Origin of the sequence: Caryophanon tenue (assembly GCF_001700315.1) — a bacterium.
Taxonomy (GTDB): domain Bacteria; phylum Bacillota; class Bacilli; order Bacillales_A; family Planococcaceae; genus Caryophanon; species Caryophanon tenue.
In genome coordinates, this window is sequence record NZ_MASJ01000004.1 from 38932 (window position 1) to 62999 (window position 24068).

A 24068-nucleotide genomic window follows, 5' to 3' on the forward strand; every position below is an offset into this window, starting at 1 on the left:
ATCAAATTACTCTAGCTCAGTTCCTGTAATTTCAGCTAACTTGCCGTTGTCTTTAATTTTTTGTAAACCTTCGTTTAACACGTCTAATAATTCGTCATTACCTTTTTTCACCATGAAGCCTAAGTAGTCAACGTCAAATGAATCATCTTCAATGACTTTTAAGCCTTTATCTGGGTTATTTTTAATGTACTCAAGTACTACCGCGTTATCACCGATAGCTGCCTCTGTTGTACCATTAACTACTTCTTGAATCGCGATTGGTAAATTTTCATAGGCTAAAATATTTGAGCTTGTTTGGCCTTGTAGCTCTTGCATTGCTAAGTGACCCGTTGTTGTAATTTGTACCGATACTTTTTTATCTTTTAATTCTTCAAATGACGTGATTGGTGAATCTTCTTTCACAACCATTAATAATTTCGCTTCGTAGTATGGATCTGTAAAGTCATAGTTTTCTTTACGCTCATCTGTAATCGTAATAGCCGCAGCACCTAGGTCAATTTCTCCTGTTGTTACTAAGCTAAATGTTGGCTCCCAACCTACGTTACGCATTTCTAACTCGAAGCCCATCTCTTCACCAATTGCTTCTAAAATTTCTTTATCATATCCTTGGATTTCACCGCTATCATCCATATATTCAAATGGTGCGTATGTTGCTTCTGTACCTGCAACTACTTTTGTAATGCCTTCGCCGTCTGTACTTGACGAATCATCTCCACCACATGCTGCTAGTAATAATGTTGCTGCTAGTAATGGTGCAGCAAACCAAGTTTTCTTTTTCATAATGAGTGCCCCCGTCTATTGTAATCAGTTATCTGATAATTAATTGTATATTTGATGTATTGATTATAATACTGTTTTCAGAAGAAGACAATAGAAAATTTAATTTTTATGCATATTTATAGATTTTTATTAACTAATTGTATGCATTAACTAATAATTATTCATCAATAATGTTGTTGTAAAGCTATTTCGACAATTATTTCTTTGCATATACATAAATAATTATTCAAATTAAATACACTAAATTATCTGAAAATATTTTAGTGACATATCCTTATGATGTACCACAAAATAGAAAAAAGCACCCTCGACGTTAGGGTGCTTTTAAGGTACATGAGAAAAAGCACCTGCCAGCAGGCTGCTAAAACTACCGGATGATGCTTTTTCTCTATAAAAAAATATATATAATTGAAACAGTAAAATGGTTATTCATAATAAAATTATTATGAACAATGACAACTTTACACGAAAGTAACATAATAAGCTACTATTTTCTCTTCACTTATTCCATTCTTTTCGTGACATTCGTTCTCGCTTTCGACACATTTTCATCCCATTATGTAACCGGTTCAACATGGCGTCAATTTGTCCGGTATGTTTATCAATAAATACGCTCGCTAATCACACATAAATGCTTGTTATGCGTTGTGTCTATAAAACCGTTTAAGACGACAAAAAGTGGCAGAAGAAATTTTATTATTTCTCCTGCCACTATTTTATATTTATCGTCGCTCACATGTAAAAAGCGTTTTAAATCTTACAGCTCCGTGCTGTTTGTCATAATGTGGTCAATTAAACCGTACTCTTTTGCTTGCTCTGCTGTCATGAAGTTATCACGGTCTGTATCACGTGCTAACGTTTCATATGTTTGACCAGTACGCTCTGCTAAAATATTGTTTAATTTTTCACGTAAGAATAAAATACGTTTTGCAGCGATTTCAATTTCAGTCGCTTGTCCTTGCGCGCCACCAAGTGGTTGGTGAATCATTACTTCAGCGTTTGGTAACGCATAACGATGACCTTTTTCACCTGCTGCTAATAAGAACGCACCCATTGATGCTGCCATACCGATACAAATTGTATGTACCTTTGGCTTGATGAATTGCATCGTGTCATAAATCGCCATACCAGCTGTAATTGAACCACCTGGAGAGTTGATATATAAGTAGATGTCTTTTTCATCATCTTCAGCCGCTAAAAATAATAATTGTGCAACGATTGAGTTTGCTACATTATCATCAATGCCGCTTCCTAATAAAATAATACGGTCTTTTAATAGACGTGAATAAATGTCATATGCACGCTCACCGCGGTTTGTTTGTTCAATAACTGTAGGAATTAAGTTCATTGAAAGTTCCTCCTTATTGTCAGTACCTATTTGCTAGCTTCACTAGCGTTGTACTTATCATACACGCTTTAGTCAAGAATGGTCAAATAATATACTCACCAATTTATCGTTCCTCTGCATTATGTATTACATAAATCTATTGTACCCTTAAAATGATTTTCAATAAACGCCTTTTACTGAGAAATGTTTTCCAGAAATGCTCTTGAAATCCAAAGCTGTTGCGGTATAATAAAGAACGTATTGCCCTCGTAGTTTAATGGATAAAACATAAGATTCCGGTTCTTAGGCTGGGGGTTCGATTCCCTCCGAGGGCGTTTATCCACACACGTCAAAAGTGGCAGGAGAAATTTCACGATTTCTCCTGCCACTTTTTTCATTCATTTATTCCGCACCGATTAAATTCGCTAATGTTGTTACGGCTTTTTCTGCATCGTCACCTTCTGCAATTAACGTAACGACTGAGCCTTTTGCAATTGCTAAACTCATAACACCCATAATAGATTTCGCATTTACTTTCTTCTCATCTTTTTGTAAGAAAATATCTGCACCGTGGCGATTTGCTTCTTGCACAAATAACGCCGCTTGACGTGCTTGTAAACCAGATTTTAATGTAATGACCTTTTGACTTTCCACTGTTTTCACCTCATCTTTTACTTCCGATACACTGTTACTAGTTCTATCTTATCGAAACGCTTTCAAAAGAACAACTATTCGTTGAACAAAAAAGCTTATCGTGTCAAAAAAAGTTGATAAGCTTTCTGTGTTAGCTAATTTGGTTACTGCGTAATGATTCTGCAATCTCGTCAATTTTACGAAGGCGATGATTGACACCTGATTTGCTGACAGCACCTGTTGATACCATTTCGCCGAGCTCTTTTAGCGTAACATCTTGGTATTCTACACGTAAACGGGCAATTTCTCGTAATTTATCAGGCAGTTGGTCTAAACCGATTGTGGCATCAATAAAGCGAATGTTTTCCACTTGGCGCAGTGCTGCACCAATCGTTTTATTTAAATTCGCTGTTTCACAATTGACGATACGGTTTACACTGTTACGTACATCACGGACAATACGAACATCTTCAAATTTCAGCATCGCTTGTGTTGCACCTACAATACTTAAGAAATCTGAAATTTTCTCCGCTTCTTTTAAATAGGTAACAAAGCCCTTTTTACGTTCAATCGTTTTCGCATTTAAACCAAATTCATTCATTAAATGCATAATTGATTCCCCGTGCTCTTTATACAGCGTCGAAATCTCTAAGTGATACGCAGAGGTTTCCGGGTTGTTAACAGAGCCACCTGCTAAAAATGAGCCTCGTAAATACGCACGTTTTTCATTTGTACGTGGAATTAACGCCTCTGAAATTTCGTGCTGAAACTGAAAATCATCCGTAATAATATGCAAATCTTTTAATAATGTTTTCGCCTCATCGCGAATACGACAAATGTATACATTATTTTTCTTTAAGCGCATTTTTTTACGTACAAGGAGTTCAACATTGTAATTATACAATTTCTTTAAATTCGTATACAAACGACGTGCAATCGCTGCGTTTTCTGTTTGAACATCTAAACTTAGCTGACGATTCGCAAATGATAGCGAACCGTTCATTTGAATTAAGGCAGAGATTTCAGCTTTTAGTGCACGATCATCCGCTTCAACATGCGTCAATTCTTTTTTTGTTTCTGAAGCAAAAGACATGCTCATTGCCTCCTTCCAAATGGTGTTATAGTGTTTTCAAAACGCGCTTGCGCTTTGAGCCATGAATACGTAAAAAATCTTCTAACCAGCAACGGACATTGTACCCTTTATGACGAACTGTGCCATTTTTAAAAGTTGCGACATGGCTTTGGTCTATCGCAAGGTCGAGCGCGCGTAGCTTTTCAATATCAAATTTAATCGGCTCTGCACTTTCCTCTTTATAGACTGCACGTATAACGGGCGGTAATTCGACATCATTTAATAAAATGCGGTCAAGAAACGGTTCGCCCACATGCTTATACAACGCCTCCACGTGATCACTGGCAGTCATACCAACTGTCTCACCCTTTTGTGTCATTAAATTACTAATATAAATTTTATGACCAGATGCTTTTACAACGGCATCGCGAATTTCAGGTACTAATAAGTTCGGAATAATACTTGTATATAAACTACCTGGCCCTACTAAAATAACATCAGCTCGGCTAATCGCACGAACGGTTTCAGGTAATGTTTGTGCATGTTGTGGCTCCATATAAACATGGCGAATTTTACTATCAACGAACGGGAAATTCGATTCCCCGACAACAAATGAATTATCTTCTAATTCAGCATAAAGTGTTACCTTCTCATTCGAAGCTGGCAACACCTTGCCACGAACATTAAATACTTTACTCATTTCTGCAATCGCATAGCTAAAATCACCGGTAATATCCGTTAACGCTGTCAGCATTAAATTTCCTAGTGAATGCCCTGCTAATGTTTCCGATTGCGAGAAGCGATATTGGAACATCTTTTCAACTAAAGGCTCGACTTCTGAAAGTGCAGCAATGACATTTCGTACATCTCCTGGCGGTGGAATGTCATAATCTTTGCGTAAAAGTCCCGAACTGCCTCCATCATCTGCAACTGTAACAATGGCAGTCAGATCAAAATACTCACTTTCCTTCAAGCCTCGTAATACAGTGGAAAGACCTGTACCGCCACCAATGACAACAACTCGGAACTTTCGTTTTTTCATGTGGTCACGCCTTTCTTAAATGAATATCTCGGTGTGTAATTTGTGTCGGTTCGATTTTTGAAAGACGGTCACCAAAATACTCTGCAAATGTTACAGAGCGATGTTGCCCTCCTGTACAACCGAACGCGATAACAAGCTGAGACTTTCCTTCTTTTTTATATTGCGGAATCATAAATTCAAATAAATCCGTTAGCTTTTCAGCGAGCTGTTGAGCTTCTGGTAATGCCATCACATAAGACGATACTTCTGTTTGCAAGCCTGTTTTAGGACGAAGCTCTTCTATGTAGTAAGGATTTGTTAAAAAGCGTACATCAAATACTAAATCCGCATCAATCGGCATGCCGTGCTTAAAGCCAAATGACATCACATTAATCATAAAGATACTGCTTTTTTGACCGGAAAAATCACTCACAAGCTTTTCTCGAAGTTCGCGAGGTTTTAATAGCGATGTATTAATCACCGTATGAGCACGCATTTTCACATCAGCTAATAAATTACGTTCACGCGCAATGCCTTCTAACGGTAAGCCCTCTTTAGCAAGCGGATGAGAACGACGTGATTCTTTATAGCGACGTACAAGCGTTTCGTTGTTTGCATCTAAAAATAAAATGTGCAACGCAATGCTTTTTTGTTGTTCCAGCTGATAAATAGCATCAATGAGCATTTCAAAAAATTCACCGCCACGCATATCCATAACAACTGCTACCTTTTGCATATTGCGGCCTGTATCGCGCATTAACTTAATAAATGTCGGTAATAAGGCAGGAGGTAAATTATCAATACAGTAGTACCCTAAATCTTCAAAACTTTGTACGGCAACTGTTTTCCCTGCCCCTGACATCCCCGTAATAATGACGATTTCATTTAGTGTTTCTATTTGTTGCTCCATCGCTATCCTCTCCTCACTATTCATTTGATTGTTGAATTTTTTCACTCAATAGTTGAAATTCTGTTGTATATTCAAACGTGCCATATTGTATGCCACGCTCATTTACAGCAAATAGTAAGTTTGTGCGATCTCCTTCAGCCATTGGTAAATGTGCTAATGCACTAATTGGATGCCATTCTAAAATACCTTCACGATTTTCCTTTAACGGTACGCCTGTATAATCTTTGGCTAAAAATGTATATAACATCCATTCATCGACAACTTGATTATCTTCTTTAATGACCATTGTATAAACGCCTTTTAAATGCGTATCTACTGGTATCGCTTCCGTTTCTTCGGAAAATTCACGCGTAGCCGCTTCAAAAATCGATTCGCCTGGCTCCATTTTCCCACCCGGTGCTACATACCATCCGCGACGAGGTTTTTTGAGTAATAATACTTGGTCGTCTTTTTTTACAATTAAATTCGCAATACGTTGCATGACGTACACCTCCACTTTAAAAAGCATTCTATTTCTATTATATATGCATTGCTATCTTTGTGCCAAAAAGAGTTGCTAATTTTGTTTTGTGCGATAGTATCGTAATTTCATTGAAGCATCTTATCTTACCATACCTCTTTATAATTGAACACACAGAAAGAGTGCTGCTGTCCTCATTGGGGTTGGACAACAGCACTCTTCTGTATTAAGGAGTTTGTTTACTACTCCTTCACTATAACGCACCGATATTACGCTGTCATAACAAATACATTACAGCGCCATAAACGTTGTGTAACAAATATTAAATGCTTAATTTCTCTTTTAATTCTTCAATATAATGTTGTGCTGCTTGTGCTGCAATTGAACCGTCACCTGTTGCTGTAACGATTTGACGTAATGTTTTTTCACGAACGTCACCTGCTGCATAAATACCAGGTACGGCTGTTTCCATATTGTCATTTGTTAAAATATAGCCCGCTTCATTTAAAATACCTAATGATTCAAACGGTTTTGTTAGTGGCACAGTACCAATGTAAATGAATACACCGTCTGCTTCTACTGTTGATTCTGAACCGTCTTGTGTATTCACAAGTGTTACGCTACCAACTTTACCGCCTGCATCGTTAATTTCTTTTACGGTATTATTCCAAATGAAATCAATTTTGTCGTTCGCAAACGCGCGGTCTTGAATAATTTTTTGTGCGCGTAGCTCGTCACGACGGTGAACGATTGTTACTTTCTCTGCAAAGCGTGTTAAGTAAATACCTTCTTCTACTGCTGAGTCACCGCCACCAACAACGATTAAGTTTTTGTTGCGGAAGAATGCGCCATCACATACAGCACAGTAACTTACGCCACGGCCACCAAGCTCCGCTTCACCTGGGATTCCCATTTTTTTATACTCTGCACCTGTTGCTAAAATAATTGTGCGTGTTTTATATTGCTTTTTACCAGCAACGATTGTTTTATATTCTTCACCGTCGATGATTTCTGTTACATCACCGTATGCGTATTCTGCGCCAAATTTTTTCGCATGGTCAAACATTTTTGTCGACAGCTCAGGGCCTAAGATTGTTTCAAAGCCTGGGTAGTTTTCAACTTCCTCTGTGCTTGCCATTTGTCCACCTGGAATACCACGTTCAATCATTAAAGTTGAAAGATTGCCACGTGATGTATATACAGCTGCTGTCATTCCGGCTGGTCCTGCTCCAATAATTACAACATCATAAATTTTTTCTTCTACTGCTGACATGAAATTGTCTCCCTTCGACTACTAACTTCTAAATTAATTATATCGTATACGATTTAAGTTGTTTTCTCAACTGTTCTGCTCAGAAGACTGTAAAAACTGCTCAATATCGTTTAAATACTTCGTTAATGTGGCTGGTGTTGTGCTATAACGTTTCGCCATCGCTGTCTTTGATGCACCTTCACCGAGTAGTTGTTCATATAAATAGTGGACAGCTGCTGCAATCGCATCAACATGTTTGAACTCGTATTGTTGGTCAAGCCCTGCATTCCCAAGTGCAAACCAAAATAAAAACAGCGCACGATTATCAGTTGTAATCTCTTCCACACTTTCATGAAGCGCATCTGCTACTTGTCCGTAACGGATGAAAATTTGCTCAGCTTGAGATGCACCATTAAATGAATGTCCAAGCATTTTGCCTAAATACAGTTTTTCAAGCACCGTGCAATGCTCTACTTGAATTACATACGGTTCTGCAAGTATATGCTGGCGGAATGGTGATAAACCTAAAAAATGAATACCACACACACGCTCATGCTCAAGCGGGCTTAACAATAAACGCATAATGTGCTCACGATTTTGCGTGCAATCATGCACATCTAATTCTTCAATGCCATCTTGCCACGGTTCATAACCTTCCATCTCTGGGAAGAAAATTAGTAAATTACGCCATGCTTGCGCTGCAACATGAAAATCACCTGTGTAATACGCACACTGTGCAAGCCAGTAATAATATACACGTTCTGAGCCAATTTCATTGCCTGCTAAACGTTTAAAGCAATGATAGGCTTGCTCGTATTTACCGACAACAGCGAGTGTTGTACCAAGCTTAATAATCGTTTCAACATGTAGTGGATACACATCTTCAAGCATCGGTATATAATGATTCAACGCTTCACGGTCACCTTCTTGTAACGCAATCATCGTCAATTGACAGTACGTTTCTAAATTAGCGCGTTCATCTCGTACAAGCTCATGTAAAATCGCACGTGCTTCTTCATACTCTTGCAAATACGTATATGTTACCGCTAAAAAATTATACGCTTCGACAGTCGGCTTTTCCTCAATTAAATGTTCTAAATAATCACGTGCTTCGACAAACTGCTGTTGCTCCAGTAGTTTTGCGGCTGCAATTAACTCTTCCGGTAAATGACGTACTTGCAACGCTTCCTCTTCACCGATACCATACATATCAATGACTGCTGAAGCATCCGTCACATACATACCGTGTGGATGTTTTTGTAGATAAATCGAGGCATAATGAATGGCGGTATCGTATTGCTCTAACATAATCGCCATTTCCGTTAACGAAATAATAATCTCTTCATCATCAGGTGCATACTGTAGCGCACGTGTATACGTTTCTTGTGCTTCTAAATAATTCCCTAATTCTGCTTCTACATTCGCATAGCTCATTAAATATTCAACTGAGTGCGGGCTAAAATCAAGTGCTCGTCGCAAATAATGGCGCGCGCGTACTAAATTATTCGCCATAAATGCTTTCGTTGCACGTTCATTATAATAAGTAGCGCTTGGGATAAACGATACGATATTTGAATGCCCGATAAGTTGCTCGTTTTTTTCCAAATTGTATTCCTCCGACACTTAAATTCCAGACATAAAAGGAAAATCTTCTTCCTTTAATCACTTCCGCTTATTATAGCATATGCCTTCAAAAATGCAGTTATTTTAAAATGCCGAATCACAACAAAAAAGAGCTAGCCGCTCAAACTGCACGGCTAGCTCTTTTACCGAATAGGATAGATTCGTTTTCTACGCTGAAATATTATTCTGCTTTTTTACGATTGTGACGCGCTTCTAAAACACCTAGTACATCATACGCGTCAACCTTTTGCTCTTGTAATAATACAAGTAGGTGATACAGTAAATCGGCTGCTTCCCATTTCACTTCTTCTGCGTCACGGTTTTTCGCACCGATAACAACTTCAGTCGCTTCTTCGCCGACCTTCTTACAAATTTTATCGATACCTTTTTCAAATAAATACGTTGTATACGCACCTTCTGGCATATCGATTTCACGCTGTGCAATCACTTCTTTTAACTGTGGTAAAATGCCTACTGAGCCAACCGCTTCATTTTGTACGATTGTTTCTGTAAAGCATGATGTTGTGCCGTTATGACAAGCAGGTCCTGCTGGTACAACTTCCACAACGAGTGCATCTTTGTCACAGTCTGCTTTTATTGAAATAACGCGCTGTGTGTTGCCACTTGTTGCGCCTTTATGCCATAGCTCATTACGTGAACGTGAGAAGAACCATGTTTCGTTCGTCTCAATCGTTTTTTGTAAAGACTCTTCGTTCATATAAGCAACTGTTAATACTTCTTTCGATTGGGCATCTTGTACAACTGCTGTAATGAGCCCTTGTTCGTTAAATTTTAATCCTTCAATCATCGTACACAAACTCCTTTGTCACGTAGATAGCTTTTCACTTCAGCTACGCTCGTTTCTTTGTAGTGGAATATACTTGCTGCTAATGCGGCGTCTGTATCGACGTCTTGTAAAACTTCGCGGAAATGTTCAGCATTGCCTGCACCGCCACTGGCAATTACCGGTACTGTGACAGCATCACGCACCGCTTTTGTCAGCTTCACATCAAAGCCTGATTTTTCTCCGTCTTGGTTCATGCTCGTTAATAAAATCTCGCCCGCCCCTAAACGTACCGCTTCTTTTGCCCACTCGACAGCTGTCCACGTTGTTTTGTTGCGACCGCCGTGCGTGTATACCATCCACGTGCCGTCTTCTTCTGAATAACGCGCATCAATCGCAACGACAATGCACTGTGCGCCAAAATAATCCGAGCCTTCTTTAATCAGCTCTGGACGCTCAAGTGCTGATGTATTGACCGATACTTTATCGGCGCCTGCACGTAAAATACGCTTCATATCGTCAAGTGTGCGGATACCACCACCAACTGTAAATGGAATGGCTAAGCTTGCTGCTGTTTGACGTACAACATCGACCATCGTCTCGCGTCCTTCATGCGACGCTGAAATATCTAAAAACACAAGCTCATCTGCCCCTTGTGTATCGTAAAACTTCGCAAGTTCTACTGGGTCCCCTGCGTCGCGTAGCTCGACAAATTGAATGCCTTTGACAACGCGCCCTTCTTTTACATCCAGGCATGGAATAATGCGTTTTGTTAACATGTACGTTTCACTCCTTCAAGCCAAGACTGTAATAAAGCAACGCCTAACTCCCCTGATTTTTCAGGGTGGAATTGCATCCCTGTAAAGCTTCCATTTGACACGATACCTGGCACACGCACACCTTCATAATCGGCATACGCGACTAATTGCTGCTCGTCAATATTTGTCGCATAAAATGAATGTACAAAATACACATGGCGCGCTTCCGGTAACGTAGCGTTTTGTAACCACTGTGGCTCATTTTGTAACGCCACATCATTCCAACCCATATGCGGAATACGTGACACGCCGTTAAAGCGTTCAATGGTTCCTGTGAAAATGCCCAAGCCTTTTGTTGGTGCAACTTCAACACTATGCTCAAACAATAATTGCATCCCTAAACAAATGCCTAATAATGGCTTATTCGCTTCTTTTTGTGCGTAAATAAAATCGACTAGCTTCGTTTCCTCTAAACGCTTCATCGCATCAGGAAATGCACCAACACCTGGCAATACAACAGCGTCTGCTGCTGCTAGTTGCTGTTGGTCAGCTGTGACAAGCACTTCAACACCTAAACGTTTTAATGCTTGCTCGACACTAAATAAATTTCCCATTCCATAATCAATAACACCGATTTTCATTAGCCTAACAGCCCCTTCGTTGACGGCACACCTTTCACACGCGGGTCAATTTGAATCGCTGCGTCTAGTGCACGCGCTACCGCTTTAAAAATGGCTTCAATAATGTGATGTGTATTTTGACCATACGGCACAATAATATGTAAATTAATACGCGCCTCTAATGCAAACTTCCAGAAAAACTCATACACAAGCTCTGTATCAAATGTGCCGACCTTTTCATTTAACGGTGGCTCTACACGATACACAAAAGCAGGACGGTCTGATAAATCAACGACAACTTGTGCTAACGATTCATCCATTGGCACGAACGCATTGCCATAACGTTTAATGCCCTTTTTATCACCAAGCGCTTGACGGAATGCTTGACCTAACACAATACCGACATCCTCTGTCGTGTGGTGGTCATCAATCCATGTATCACCATTCGCTGTAATCGTCCCATCAAATAAACCGTGTTTCACAAATAAATCAAGCATATGGTCCATAAACCCAACACCTGTTTGAATATTCGCTTGACCTGAGCCATCTAAATTTAACGACACAGCAATTTGTGTTTCATTCGTTTTACGTTCGATTGTTGCAATACGTTCTGTCATTGAATTTTACTCTCCCTTTTTCCAGCCGCGCGCTTCTACTGCACGAGCATGTCCTTCTAATCCTTCTAAACGGGCTAAACGCGCAATTTTCGGTGCATTTTGTGCCCATGTTTCTTTCGTATAATATACAATACTCGTCTTCTTTACAAAGTCGTCTACGTTTAGACCACTTGCAAAGCGAGCTGTTGAATTTGTTGGAAGTACGTGATTCGTCCCAGCAAAATAATCTCCTACAGGCTCTGAACTATAACGTCCTAAGAAAATTGCACCTGCATGACGAATCTTTTGTGAATCTGCTTCTGCATTGGCTGTCATAATTTCTAAATGCTCAGGCGCTAATGTATTCACCGCTTTAATCGCTTCATCCATCGACTCCGCTACGTAAATTGTACCGAACGTTTCAATCGCTTTACGTGCAATTGCTTCGCGCGGTAACTTTTGTAGCTGCTTTTCGACTTCCGATGCAACCGCATCTGCTAAATCGTCACTTGTTGTAATCAGTACCGCACACGCTAATGTATCGTGCTCTGCTTGTGATAATAAGTCTGCGGCAATTTCATCTGCATACGCTGTTTCATCTGCTAAGACGCAAATTTCAGAAGGTCCAGCAATCATATCAATATCGACTTCGCCAAATACTTCACGCTTTGCAAGTGCCACGAAAATATTGCCTGGTCCTGTAATTTTATCTACCGGTGCAATCGTTTCTGTACCGTAAGCAAGTGCCGCAATCGCTTGCGCACCACCGATTTTATAAATCTCCGTCACCCCTAAAATATGTGCCGCGACAAGTACAGCTGCTGGTTGTTTACCATCTTTACTTACTGGCGATACAAACACAATACGTTCAACACCTGCCACTTGCGCTGGAATCACATTCATCAGTACTGATGAAGGATAAGCAGCTGTGCCACCTGGTACGTATAAACCTACTGCATCAAGTGGTGTAATACGCTGTCCTAAATACGAACCATCTTGAAGTGGCAATGTATACCCTTCTCTGCGCTGTGCTTCATGGTAAAAACGAATATTTGCCGCTGCCTCTTCTAAATCACGGTATAGCTGTGGGTCAAAACTCGCAACTGCCTCTGCAATTTCTTCTGGCGTAACACGTAAATCGTCTAGCACAATGCCGTCCCATTTTTCGGTATATTCTTTTACCGCTTCATCACCGCGTGTACGTACTTGTTGTAGCACGTCACGTACCGTTTGTAATTGCTGTTCATTGCCGCTTTCTAATGGACGCTTCAATGAAACAGCTTCACTTAGATTGACGATGTTCATGCATCCTTCACCTGCTCATTCACAATTTTCTTTAAGCGACGTACTAAATCTGTAATACGTGCGCCTTTTAAACGATAGCTTACAGGATTCGCAATTAAGCGTGATGATACGTCTGTAATATGCTCATATTCAACAAGCCCATTTTCCTTTAACGTACGACCTGTTGATACAATATCTACAATGCGGTCTGCTAATCCAATCATCGGTGCTAGCTCAATCGAACCGTTTAACTCAATAATTTCGACTTGTTCGCCAATGCCTTTATAGTATTTCGTTGCGATTTCAGGATATTTCGTCGCAATGCGCGGCGCAATTTCGTCCATCGTTGTGTTCGGTAAACCAGCTGAAGCAATATAGCATTCGCTAATTTTCAAATCTAATAACTCGTGCACTGTACGTCCTTGCTCAAGCAATACATCTTTGCCCGCAATGCCAATGTCCGCTACCCCATGCTCGACATACACTGGTACATCCATTGGCTTTGCTAAAATAAAACGAATATTTTCTTCTGGAATTTCAATCATTAACTTACGAGACATTTCCATCTCTGCAGGCAAATTGAAGCCTGCTTGAATTAGTAGCTCGTATGCTTCTTCAAAAATGCGCCCTTTTGGCATCGCAATCGTTAATTCACTCATTGCTTCGTTCCTCCCGCTGTAATTGTAATGACTTCGCCAAATGGCTCAATAAACATCGCTTCATTCACTACAGCTTCGCGCGCTTGCATTGTGACATGCTTGCCTTGCTCACGTAACGTTGCTGCACGTACTACCGCTTGCTCGTAACAGCCTTTTTCAAATAACACAACGGCTGTTTGCTGTGTAATTGTTTGTTTTGGTAACACTTCCAGCAAACGGTCTACACGTAAACCGAAGCCTGTTGCACCTACGGGTTGTCCGAAATTATGCAATAAACCGTCATAACGACCACCATTACCAATTGGGAAACCTGAACCTGTAGCGAACACTTCAAATAGCATGCCTGTGTAGTAATTCATATGGCTAGCTAGTGTAAAATCAAACGCAAACTCTTCTGCTAATCCCGCAATTTTCAATAGTTCTTCTAATTCTTTCATATACACAAGTGCATCGTTTTTCGTCACGTATTTTTCAATTTGTGCCAATGACGTTAAATTCGATGCTTCCTCGATAAATTGTAAGAGCGATTGTGTTTTCATTGTCGGTAAACCAAATGCTAATACAGCTTCCTCAAAACCAACGAAGTTTTTTTGGACAAGCAGTACACGTAACTCTTCCGCTTGTTCATTTGTATCTGTATAGCTCGTTAAAATGGACTGTAAAATTCCTGCATGTCCAATTGTTAATTGATACGATGTAATGCCAAATTCCTTCATTAAGCCCGCTGCTAATGAAATAACTTCTACGTCCGCATACACACTAGCATCACCAATTAACTCTACGCCCATTTGGTCAAACTCTGCTGGACGACCGCCCTCCGTTTCTTGCGCACGGAATACATTTGCAAAATACGCTAAGCGCAATGGAATTTTTTCTTTTAATAGTTTTGATGTTGCGACACGCACAATCGGCGTTGTCATATCTGGACGTAGCACAAGGGTATTGCCTTGGCTATCGACTAATTTAAATAAAGATGCATCATAAATCGCAGATGCTTTTCCGACCGTATCGTAATACTCAACTGTCGGTGTCTTAATAAAATCATATCCGTTTGTACGTAAATATTGGCGCCCTGTTTGACGCACGTTTTCTAATTTTTCATAAATGGCAGGGAATGTATCGCGCATGCCTAGTGGTTTCTCAAACATTTGAATCATCGACATATCAGTTCGTCACTTCCTATTTTCACTTTAGTACACTAGAGTGTTAGAGTAGTAGAATATGAAAGTATTGTATCGAAAAATCAGCGTAACGTCAACGCCTTCACGAAAAATTAACAATACATTCATTTTTAAGACTTATCTTTTAAAAATGATTATTCTGTCAATTATATATGAAATTGCACGATAAACCTACCTTATTTTCGTTGATACACAAGGATGAGCAACTTCATCGCGTAACAAAGAAAATGCGCTCTTCTTATATAAAAAGCGTGTGTACGAAAAACTCGTACACACGCTTTTTTAATGACGTCGTTCACTCCACACCGGCATATCCTGCGCTTTCCGTGCCGCCATTTGTTCTGCTGTATAAATAATTTGCATCGGATTACCACCGACCATACTTCCTGCTGGTACGTCTTTATGGACCAATGTCATCGCGGACACAATAGCTCCATCGCCAATTGTGACACCTGGTAAAATTGTTGTGTTAGCACCGACCATCACATTTTTGCCAATTTTGACATCCCCTAAACGATATTCATCAATTAAATACTCATGGGCTAAAATTGTTGTGTTAAAACCAATAATCGAATTATCGCCAACGGAAATACGTTCTGGAAACATGGAATCAGGCATGACCATTAACGCTAGTGATACACGTTCGCCAATCTCCATCTTCAAAAACGTTCGGTACAACCAATTTTTCACACGCATCCACGGCGTAATGCGACCAATTTGAATAAAAATAAAGCACTTCATAATCTTCCAAAAGGATACGGTGTCATACACATGCCACAAGGAATTTGCGCCTTCTCTTACACGATAACGCTCTGTTTTCCGCATGTTTTCACTCCTTTACGATGTCGAGTAAATCCAACATGTCGTGCAGTATATAATCAGGATGTAAGCTGCGTAAAAATGCTTCCCCTTTAATCGACCATGCAACACCAGCCGTTTTCACGCCAGCATTTTTGCCACCTTCAATATCATGCGAATTATCACCAATCATGAGCGCTTCTTCACGACAAACGCCTAACTGTGCAAGTGCCTTTTCAATCGGTTCTGCATGTGGCTTTGGATGGTCTACATCGTCAAGCGTAATCGTCACATCAAATAAATGAGCGACACCCATCAACTGCAAACCACGTTCCATCGTTGTACGAATTTTCGTCGTTACAATCGCTAGCTTAATCCCTTGTGCATGAAGCGCTTCTAATGTTTCTTTCACATTTGGATATTCCGACACCAGCGTATCATGATGCGCTTGATTCCACATACGATACTTGTGTACCATCTCCGCCGTACAATCTGGACATTCTGCCAAAAACGTCTGTTCAAGCGATGGCCCGATAAAGCGTACATAATCTTCGTCCGTATATTTCCCTGGTGCATATTCTTCGAGCACATGACGAAATGTTTCAATGATTAATGTATTCGTATTCAGTAGCGTACCATCAAAATCAAATAGCAATGCTTTGACCATCATTGTCAGCTCCTAATCTGCGTAACGTGCGCCGTCTTTTTTCATACGACCATAAATGATACCTGCAATCCCAAAAACAATCGCAATGATTGATACGACCTGTGCTGAGCGTAAATCGCCAATTAAATATAAGCTGTCGGTACGTAAACCTTCGATAAAGAATCGACCAATTGAGTACCAAATTAAATAACCGAAGAAAATTTCACCACGGCGTAAGTTTACATTACGCAGTAAGACTAAAATAATTAAACCGATCACATTCCAAAGTGATTCATATAAAAATGTCGGATGTACGTATGTCATCACACCGTTTAACTCAACATACATATGGTCAATAATCCAATTTGGAATAAATAAACCTTCTAAAAACTCACGGGATACTGGCCCACCAAACGCTTCTTGGTTCATAAAATTGCCCCAACGTCCGATAATTTGACCAATTAAAATACTTGGTGCGGTAATATCTGCTACTTTTAAGAAGCTCACACCCTTTATACGGCAGAAAATATAGGCCGTAATAAATGCACCAATTAACGCACCGTGAATGGCAATACCGCCGTTCCAAATTTCAATAATTTTCGCGGGGTTCTCTCCGTAATAATCCCACTTCATCGCTACATAATATATACGCGCGCTAATAATTGCAATCGGTACAGCCCAAATAAGTAAATCGGCTAAAAAATCTTCCGGTAAGCCACGCTTTACCGCTTCTCGTTGCGCAAATAAATACGCTAAAATAATACCTGACACAATTAGTAGTCCGTACCAACGTACTGTAAACGGCCCTAATTGAAAGGCAATCGGGTCAAGCCCTAGTAAAAAATCCATCATTACCGTCCTTTCTTATCCTTCAAAATCTTCATCTGCAATCATTGCGTCTAAACGACGTGAAAACTCTTCTGCTGCATTAACCCCCATACGTTTTAGGCGGTAATTCATTGCAGCTACTTCAATAATAACGGCTAAGTTTCGCCCAGGTTGCACCGGAATAACAAGCTTCGTGAGCTCCGTATCAATAATTTTCATCTTTTGCTCATCTAAGCCAAGACGGTCATACATTTTATTGGGGTCCCAAATTTCAAGGTCAATCACAAGTGAAATTCGCTTATTATTACGCACCGCACTTGCTCCGAATAATGTCATCACATCGATAATACCGATACCACGAATTTCAAGTAAATGTTCAAGCAGTGGTGGCGGATTCCCAATAAGTAAATTTTCTGCTTCTTGGCGAATTTCCACACAGTCATCTGCTACTAAACGGTGACCCTTTTTTACAAGCTCCAGTGCCGTCTCACTTTTACCAACTCCGCTTTTCCCTGTTAATAGCACACCAATACCGTACACATCGACAAGTACACCATGGACTGCTGTCATCGGCGCTAAGCGACTTTCTAAATAGTTCGTTAAACGACTTGAAAAACGTGTCGTCGTCATCGATGTCGATAACACCGGTACTTGATACTCATTTGAGGCATCAATTAATTCCTGCGGTACAATATTATCGCGTGAAATAATAACAGCTGGCGTCGTCGGTGAACATAATTTACGCATACGTTCCACCTTTACACCATCTGGTAACATTTCAAAAAACGATAATTCCGTCATCCCTAATAGCTGCACACGATTAGCTGGATAGTGTGTAAAATACCCTGCCATCTCGAGCCCTGGACGCGAAATATCACTTGTTGTAATGGCGCGCCCAATTCCTTCTTCACCACCAACAAGTGTTAAGTTAAACTCTTCCATCACATCTCTTGTTGTAACTTGCATACTGACACCTCAATTCTCGCAATCTTTCATTATTTTAGCATGATATGATATGAAAAGGTATTACACACACAGCTCATTTGGTAAACAGGGGTTTGAGCGAGTCATCTAAACTATATGCAAAAATAAAAGCACACATAACAAACTCGTTACGTGTGCTTCGCCTACCATCCTTCTCTCCAGCTAGGATGGTATCAATATTTTATTTTTGCTCGGCTAACCATGCTGCAGCTGCTTCTGCTTGTTCACCTTTAATTAAACCAGGTGGCATACCATTTTTCCCATTTTCAATGATGTCTAAAATTTCCGCTTCTGATAAACGAGCACCAACATCGTTTAATGCAGGTGTATTCCCTTTACCTTCTAAGTTTCCACCGTGGCATGTCGCACATGATGATTTCACAACGTTCTCACCATCTACTACGCCATCTGTACTTTGCGTTGCTTCGTCATCGCCGCTACACGCCGCTAATAATAGTGCTGAACTAAATAATGCTGCTAATAAACGTTTTTTCATCCCATTCTCTCCCTCATCGTCACATACTATCTACATTATATACCAAGCTTATGCTTTCTTAAAACCCTCGCCTAGTACTTCATATGCGTCAGAAACAATGACAAATGCTTTTGGGTCAATGGTTTGTACAACTTGTTTCAAACGTGTGAACTCTGTTTGATACACGACTACCATTAGCATCGAGCGCTCTTTTTGTGTGTACCCGCCAATCGCAGGCACTTTTGTCACACCACGGTCAATTTCCGCATAAATCGTTTCACGAATTTGGTCTTCTTTTTCTGAAATGATATAGACCATTTTCGATCCGCTAAATCCAAGCTGAATAATATCAATCGTTTTCGTCGTCACATACAACCCAATAATCGCATATAAACCTTTTTCAATATCAAATACAACAGCCGCACTTACTGCAATAATGCCATCAATTAAAAGTACACTCGTTCCTAATGTTAACCCTGTATACTTCGTAATAATTTGTGCCAATAAATCTGTACCGCCCGTTGATGCTTTCCCTTTGAATACAAGACCAATACCTGCCCCGATAACGATACCACCAAAAATGGCACCAAGTAACGGGTTCATCGTTACCGCTTCAATATTTTGCGTTAAAATAACAACGAGTGGCAGCGTTAATGTACCAACCAATGATTTCAACCCGAAGTTTTTCCCTAAAATTACAACGCCTGCAATAAATAATGGAATGTTAAATGCATATTGCACAAGCCCTGCATTCCAGCCAAACAAGCCATTTAAAATCGTACTAATACCACTTACGCCACCTGAAGCGACTTGGTTCGGTAATAAAAATAAATTAAATCCTAATGCAATGACGATTGCTCCAGCAATGACATACACATATTCCAGAAACGTATCTTTAAATTCGTACGTTGTTTTCCCCATATTTTTTCCTCACTTCATTTTTCAGTCATTATCGACAAAATTATATCAAACGCGTCTGCTGAATGGAACTTCATCACGATGAAGGACGCCATGAAAAAAAGCTAGTGAGCTTTTTGCCACTAGCTTTTCATGTCTGGCTTCATTGAATGATAGACGGCACTTTCCGCCCACGCCATTGATTCGTCGTATATTTGTTGTGCAAAGCTCGGTTGAATGTGTAATGATGCGCAATACGTTTCCACATCATCCCAACGCATTTTTCCAAGCGCGATGCTGAATTTTAAATACGGGGCGTATTTCGTATCCTTGCCAATTAATGTATCAATAATCTCATCATTGAGCGGCATCTGCCCTAAAATATGCTGTAATGGTCGTTGTAGCAGCGAATCAATTAATGAAAACATACCGACTAAAAAATATTCAGATGGATTTTTAAAATGTTTGCGACGTGCAAGCTGCTCACATACACGTGCGCGGAATAAAGACATAATCATTAATTGCTTAAATGCGCCCGACTCGTTCGCATTTTTCATTTCTCGAATCGCGAGCAAATACATCCACTTACGCAATTCGGTAATCCCTAACATGACAACCGCTTGCTTAATCGAGCTAACTTTACGACGTAAACGTGGGTCAACTACGCGAATAAACTGCATTAATTTATAAGAAAGCGCTACATCACGTTCAATTTGTGTCGCTAATTCATTCATATCTAAATCTTGATTTTTTAACATCGCTAACACTTGTAAATATTGTAGTGTATTTATTGGAATTTCATATGATTTCACTAACTGCGGTTGCTCAAAGAAAAAACCTTGAAACAATTGATAACCTGCCTGACACGCTTCATTAAATTGACCACGCGTTTCTACACGTTCCGCAACAAGTAATACATGTGGATACGTTGTTTGAATTAACGTTTCAATCTCAAAACGTTCGTTAGGCGTTGCACTTAAGAAATCGACCTTCACATAATCAATATATTGGAACAACTCTTTATATAATTGATTTTCATATAGTACGAAGTCATCCATCGCGATTTTAAAACCACGTCTCTTTAACACCGCTAAACGCTTTACTAATCGCTCGGTAATCGGCACATCTTCCAATATTTCAATGCCAATTTGCTTCGCCTCTAAATGGTCAAGCAACGGTCCCATCAATAAATTTTCAGTAAAATTCACAAAGCATAATTTCCCTTTCGCCACTTCATCCATGCCAATTGACAGCAATGCGTTTGTCAATACTTGCATTGTCGCATCATCATCGTTCGCGGCACTATGCGTTCGCACTTGCTTATTACGATAAAGTAGCTCATAACCAACTATGTGCTCCTGTGCATCAAAAATCGGTTGGCGCCCAACAAAAACCTCCATAAAAACCTCCTTCCTCTCTTACGGATTAGTAGTGTAATGTAATCACAAAAAGAGCTGTCTATGCTCGGCACAAACAACTCTTTTCATTAGTTTTTTACTAGTCGTTGTTTTGCAAATCCTACAACTGCTGGCAACACAGAAATAATAATAATTAAAATCAGTACTGTTGAGAAATTATCTTTAATTACTGGAATATTGCCGAAGAAGTAGCCTAGCAACGTACAGCTAAACACCCATGCAAAGGCTCCCACTACATTGTAGAGTAAGAAATAGCCGTAATTCATACGACTTGCACCAGCAACGAACGGGATAAATGTTCGAATAAACGGCATAAAGCGGGCAATGACAATCGTTTTACCGCCATGCTTATTAAAGAATGCTTGCGCTGCGTCCATACGTTCTTGACTAACAACACGCCCTAAAAAGCTATTCGGTGGAATCGATGTTCCGACCTTTTTACCAATATGATAGTTTACCGTGTCACCGATAACCGCTGCGACAAAGTAACCAATGAGTAAAATCGGAAGTACGAATGCTCCTTGTGCCGCTAATGCACCACTGGCAAATAATAAAGAATCTCCTGGTAAAAACGGAAAAATAACAAGCCCCGTCTCTACAAATACAATACCAAAAACAATACCGTATGCCCATGCACCGAAATCTTGAATAATGTCGACGAGATGTTCGTCAATGTGCAAAATAAAATCGACTAGCGCCATCACGATATCCATATGTTTCCTCGTTACTTTCTATTTATAGTTTCATCCGTTCATTTTACGTTTTTTCACCGTAACTGTCACGAACAGTTTTTCCTAACTTTTTATAAATATTTGTTAAACCATTCAATGATTTCTGCTAATCTCGCTTCACGTAATGAAGGAATCCCATCTCGTGATAAGCCATGGCTACTATCTGGGAAACGTACGAACGCCGTTTCTTTCCCTTGTGCCTTTAACGTAATATATAATTGCTCCGCCTGTTCAATTGGACAACGGAAATCTTTTTCACTGTGTAAAATAAGCAGTGGCGTCGTAACATTTTGTGCATATTTTAATGGCGAATGATGCCACAGTTTGTCAATGTCCGTCATGTCGGCACCAATTTGCCAATCTGTAAAGTAATAACCAATGTCTGACACACCATAAAAGCTAATCCAATTTGAAATCGAACGCTGTGTCACCGCTGCTTTAAAGCGGTCTGTGTGTCCAACAATCCAGTTTGTCATAAAGCCACCATAGCTACCACCTGTAACACCTAGACGTCCTTCATCAATCCAATCATACTGTGCAAGTACCGCATCAAGCCCTGCCATAATATCCTCGTAGTCACCGCCACCGTAATCACCGCGACACGCATCAACAAACGCTTGGCTATAGCCATGACTACCGCGCGGGTTTGTATATAACACGCCGTATCCTTGCGCTGCTAGTAGCTGCATTTCATGGAAAAATGAGTTGCCATACATCGTATGTGGACCACCATGAATTTCAACAATTAATGGGTACTTTCTACCTTTTTCATAATGAACGGGCTTCATTAGCCATCCATGCACATCATATTGCCCATCTATTGAATGATACACGATTGGCTCTGCATCTACAAGTGCTACCTGCTCTAGCCATGCATCATTAAAATGTGTTAATTGGACACGCGTCCCCATCGTAATGTCATACATAAATAGTTCACCTGGGAAAATACGATTTGTCACAGCAATTAACGCTTCATTGCCCGATTTCTTGACAGCATAATCGTAAATATGCTCATCTTCCGGTGATGCTGGATAAATAGCGCCATCAAGTGTAGCGTAATATAAACGAACATCGCCCATTACAGATAGTTGGAAGTATAATGCATTTGTTTCTGTCCAAACAACAGCAGGTGCATGCACACCTTGCTGATGGTCTGCCACTACATAATCGCCAACAGGTGCGTCGATAAACTCTGTAATGTTTGTCGTTTGCTGCGTCGCTAGCTCATAGACGAATACATTCGCATGTGTTGCATTTTTATATGTCTGGTCGCTCCCCACATATGCAATATACGCGTCGTCAACTGAAAATGCTGCGCCCCCAAAATAGCCATCACGCGTTTCAATCGCTCGCTCTTCCTTTGTTTGTAAATCTAATATATATATCGGTGATGCAAAATTCCAATCCTTCACCTCTGCACGATTCACGCTATACACAAGTTTTGTCCCTGCACCGTTAATTGCCTGTAATTGATATGGATATTTTCCGTCCGCTATTACTGTCACTTCACCTTGTAACGTGACACGCGCAATATGTTGTGTACGATTTTGGGCACGTAAACCGTCACCACCGACACCGTCCATTTTGTATTTCATGCCGTCAACTTTATACGGTGCAATATGTTTTGTCTTTTTTTCTTCTGGCTTTTCTGTTATTGGTACATCATCAAGCGCTGTTGCTGTCACGTAAAGTGCTTGCCCACAAGGTGACCATAAAAAGCTTGTTACACCATTTGGAACAGTTGTTACCGGCTGCGCTTCGCCACCACGTGCATGTAAAAGATGGACTTGTTGCGAGTCGCCACGCTTCGCTAAAAATGCCACATAGTTACCATCTGGACTCCACTGGGGGGATGACACTTTACTAAAGCCATATGTCCACTGCGTCACTTCATGAGATTGTAAATCAATATGGAATAAATGCGCCTCGTAATCATTTTCAGTCGCATTCATTTGCGTACGAATAAATACCGCTTGCTGTTCATCTGGTGCAAATACTGGATTTGTAATAGATTGTAATGTGTATAGGTCTGCAATTTCGATTGGTCGTTTCATATGTCCACTCCTAATTACTTCGATTTTCGTAATAATTGTACCACTGAATACAAGCACGTAACTATAAAAACATATCCATTTTTGCGATACTACAACAAAAGGAGGTGTTACATGTGCGTAGATCATTCCGTATCGTTACATGTATTCGCTGTGGACGTTCATTTCGTCAACGTCCCACTCGAAAAGTTCACGAGCATCCACTCGAAAAAATAATGAAGCAAGTACTGCCTACACTTTGCCCAACCTGTGCACAAAAACGATTATTACCGCGCCGCCC

The 24068-nt window shown here is 40.1% G+C and carries 25 protein-coding genes and 1 tRNA gene; 1 reads left to right on the plus strand and 25 read right to left on the minus strand.

Translation table 11 applies throughout. The annotated features are described in order from the left end of the window. Window positions 1–6: 6 nt before the first annotated feature. A complete protein-coding gene (locus A6M13_RS05795) occupies window positions 7–780 on the minus strand; it encodes a basic amino acid ABC transporter substrate-binding protein (RefSeq protein ID WP_066543763.1) in 774 nt (257 codons plus the stop codon). A 757-nt stretch (window positions 781–1537) separates the two neighbouring features. Beyond that, complete coding sequence (gene clpP / locus A6M13_RS05800) at window positions 1538–2158, minus strand: ATP-dependent Clp endopeptidase proteolytic subunit ClpP (protein WP_281181710.1); 621 nt, start codon at window positions 2156–2158, stop codon at window positions 1538–1540. Between the two features lie 212 nt (window positions 2159–2370). On the opposite strand from clpP, the gene A6M13_RS05805 reads away from it, so the two are divergent. After that, a tRNA-Arg gene (locus A6M13_RS05805) sits at window positions 2371–2442 on the plus strand. A 67-nt stretch (window positions 2443–2509) separates the two neighbouring features. On the opposite strand, the gene A6M13_RS05810 is transcribed toward A6M13_RS05805, so the two are convergent. From A6M13_RS05810 to A6M13_RS05920, 23 genes are all read right to left on the minus strand, one after another. Further along, window positions 2510–2761 carry an HPr family phosphocarrier protein gene (locus A6M13_RS05810; RefSeq protein WP_066543766.1) on the minus strand — a complete coding sequence of 84 codons (252 nt, stop codon included), beginning with the start codon at window positions 2759–2761 and terminating at the stop codon, window positions 2510–2512. 130 nt (window positions 2762–2891) lie between these two features. Continuing rightward, window positions 2892–3833 (minus strand): DNA-binding protein WhiA, encoded by a 942-nt coding sequence (gene whiA / locus A6M13_RS05815; protein WP_066543768.1) that lies wholly within the window; start codon window positions 3831–3833, stop codon window positions 2892–2894. 25 nt (window positions 3834–3858) lie between these two features. Beyond that, a complete protein-coding gene (locus tag A6M13_RS05820) occupies window positions 3859–4854 on the minus strand; it encodes a gluconeogenesis factor YvcK family protein (protein WP_066543770.1) in 996 nt (331 codons plus the stop codon). Between the two features lie 4 nt (window positions 4855–4858). Further along, window positions 4859–5743, minus strand: a complete 885-nt coding sequence (rapZ, locus tag A6M13_RS05825; protein WP_066543779.1) for an RNase adapter RapZ — start codon at window positions 5741–5743, stop codon at window positions 4859–4861. 16 nt (window positions 5744–5759) lie between these two features. Next, a complete protein-coding gene (locus A6M13_RS05830; RefSeq protein ID WP_066543782.1) occupies window positions 5760–6224 on the minus strand; it encodes an NUDIX domain-containing protein in 465 nt (154 codons plus the stop codon). 301 nt (window positions 6225–6525) lie between these two features. Continuing rightward, the gene (gene trxB / locus A6M13_RS05835) at window positions 6526–7476 is read right to left on the minus strand and encodes a thioredoxin-disulfide reductase (protein WP_066543783.1); all 951 of its coding nucleotides are present in this window, start codon (window positions 7474–7476) and stop codon (window positions 6526–6528) included. Between the two features lie 66 nt (window positions 7477–7542). Further along, a complete protein-coding gene (locus tag A6M13_RS05840) occupies window positions 7543–9060 on the minus strand; it encodes a tetratricopeptide repeat protein (protein WP_066543784.1) in 1518 nt (505 codons plus the stop codon). A 199-nt stretch (window positions 9061–9259) separates the two neighbouring features. Continuing rightward, a complete protein-coding gene (gene hisIE / locus A6M13_RS05845) occupies window positions 9260–9886 on the minus strand; it encodes a bifunctional phosphoribosyl-AMP cyclohydrolase/phosphoribosyl-ATP diphosphatase HisIE (protein ID WP_066543785.1) in 627 nt (208 codons plus the stop codon). After that, complete coding sequence (gene hisF, locus A6M13_RS05850; protein WP_066543786.1) at window positions 9883–10641, minus strand: imidazole glycerol phosphate synthase subunit HisF; 759 nt, start codon at window positions 10639–10641, stop codon at window positions 9883–9885. The genes hisIE and hisF overlap by 4 nt, the downstream gene beginning before the upstream one ends. Continuing rightward, entirely contained in the window at window positions 10635–11261 is a 627-nt protein-coding gene (gene hisH, locus A6M13_RS05855) for an imidazole glycerol phosphate synthase subunit HisH (protein WP_066543787.1), read from the minus strand. Before hisH ends, hisF begins: the two co-directional genes overlap by 7 nt. After that, the gene (hisB, locus tag A6M13_RS05860) at window positions 11261–11857 is read right to left on the minus strand and encodes an imidazoleglycerol-phosphate dehydratase HisB (RefSeq protein WP_066543789.1); all 597 of its coding nucleotides are present in this window, start codon (window positions 11855–11857) and stop codon (window positions 11261–11263) included. The genes hisH and hisB overlap by 1 nt, the downstream gene beginning before the upstream one ends. A gap of 6 nt (window positions 11858–11863) precedes the next feature. Further along, window positions 11864–13141, minus strand: a complete 1278-nt coding sequence (hisD, locus tag A6M13_RS05865) for a histidinol dehydrogenase (RefSeq protein ID WP_066543791.1) — start codon at window positions 13139–13141, stop codon at window positions 11864–11866. Then, entirely contained in the window at window positions 13138–13779 is a 642-nt protein-coding gene (gene hisG, locus A6M13_RS05870) for an ATP phosphoribosyltransferase (protein ID WP_066543793.1), read from the minus strand. Before hisG ends, hisD begins: the two co-directional genes overlap by 4 nt. Next, window positions 13776–14942 carry an ATP phosphoribosyltransferase regulatory subunit gene (locus A6M13_RS05875; RefSeq protein ID WP_066543796.1) on the minus strand — a complete coding sequence of 389 codons (1167 nt, stop codon included), beginning with the start codon at window positions 14940–14942 and terminating at the stop codon, window positions 13776–13778. The genes hisG and A6M13_RS05875 overlap by 4 nt, the downstream gene beginning before the upstream one ends. 300 nt (window positions 14943–15242) lie before the next feature. Then, window positions 15243–15785, minus strand: a complete 543-nt coding sequence (locus A6M13_RS05880; RefSeq protein WP_066543797.1) for an acyltransferase — start codon at window positions 15783–15785, stop codon at window positions 15243–15245. 4 nt (window positions 15786–15789) lie between these two features. After that, window positions 15790–16428: a pyrophosphatase PpaX gene (gene ppaX / locus A6M13_RS05885; protein WP_066543802.1), complete on the minus strand. Its 639-nt coding sequence runs from the start codon at window positions 16426–16428 to the stop codon at window positions 15790–15792. Between the two features lie 9 nt (window positions 16429–16437). Further along, the gene (lgt, locus tag A6M13_RS05890; RefSeq protein WP_066543803.1) at window positions 16438–17256 is read right to left on the minus strand and encodes a prolipoprotein diacylglyceryl transferase; all 819 of its coding nucleotides are present in this window, start codon (window positions 17254–17256) and stop codon (window positions 16438–16440) included. 12 nt (window positions 17257–17268) lie between these two features. Further along, complete coding sequence (gene hprK / locus A6M13_RS05895; RefSeq protein WP_066543806.1) at window positions 17269–18198, minus strand: HPr(Ser) kinase/phosphatase; 930 nt, start codon at window positions 18196–18198, stop codon at window positions 17269–17271. A gap of 199 nt (window positions 18199–18397) precedes the next feature. After that, the gene (gene cccB, locus A6M13_RS05900) at window positions 18398–18712 is read right to left on the minus strand and encodes a cytochrome c551 (protein ID WP_066543807.1); all 315 of its coding nucleotides are present in this window, start codon (window positions 18710–18712) and stop codon (window positions 18398–18400) included. A 48-nt stretch (window positions 18713–18760) separates the two neighbouring features. Then, complete coding sequence (locus A6M13_RS05905) at window positions 18761–19612, minus strand: YitT family protein (RefSeq protein ID WP_066543808.1); 852 nt, start codon at window positions 19610–19612, stop codon at window positions 18761–18763. Window positions 19613–19731: 119 nt separating this feature from the next. Next, on the minus strand, window positions 19732–20988 hold the full coding sequence (locus tag A6M13_RS05910) for an EAL and HDOD domain-containing protein (protein ID WP_066543809.1): 1257 nt from the start codon (window positions 20986–20988) through the stop codon (window positions 19732–19734). Window positions 20989–21074: 86 nt separating this feature from the next. Further along, window positions 21075–21719, minus strand: a complete 645-nt coding sequence (locus A6M13_RS05915; RefSeq protein ID WP_066543813.1) for a VTT domain-containing protein — start codon at window positions 21717–21719, stop codon at window positions 21075–21077. Between the two features lie 89 nt (window positions 21720–21808). Continuing rightward, a complete protein-coding gene (locus A6M13_RS05920) occupies window positions 21809–23791 on the minus strand; it encodes a S9 family peptidase (protein WP_066543814.1) in 1983 nt (660 codons plus the stop codon). Window positions 23792–24068: the final 277 nt, after the last annotated feature.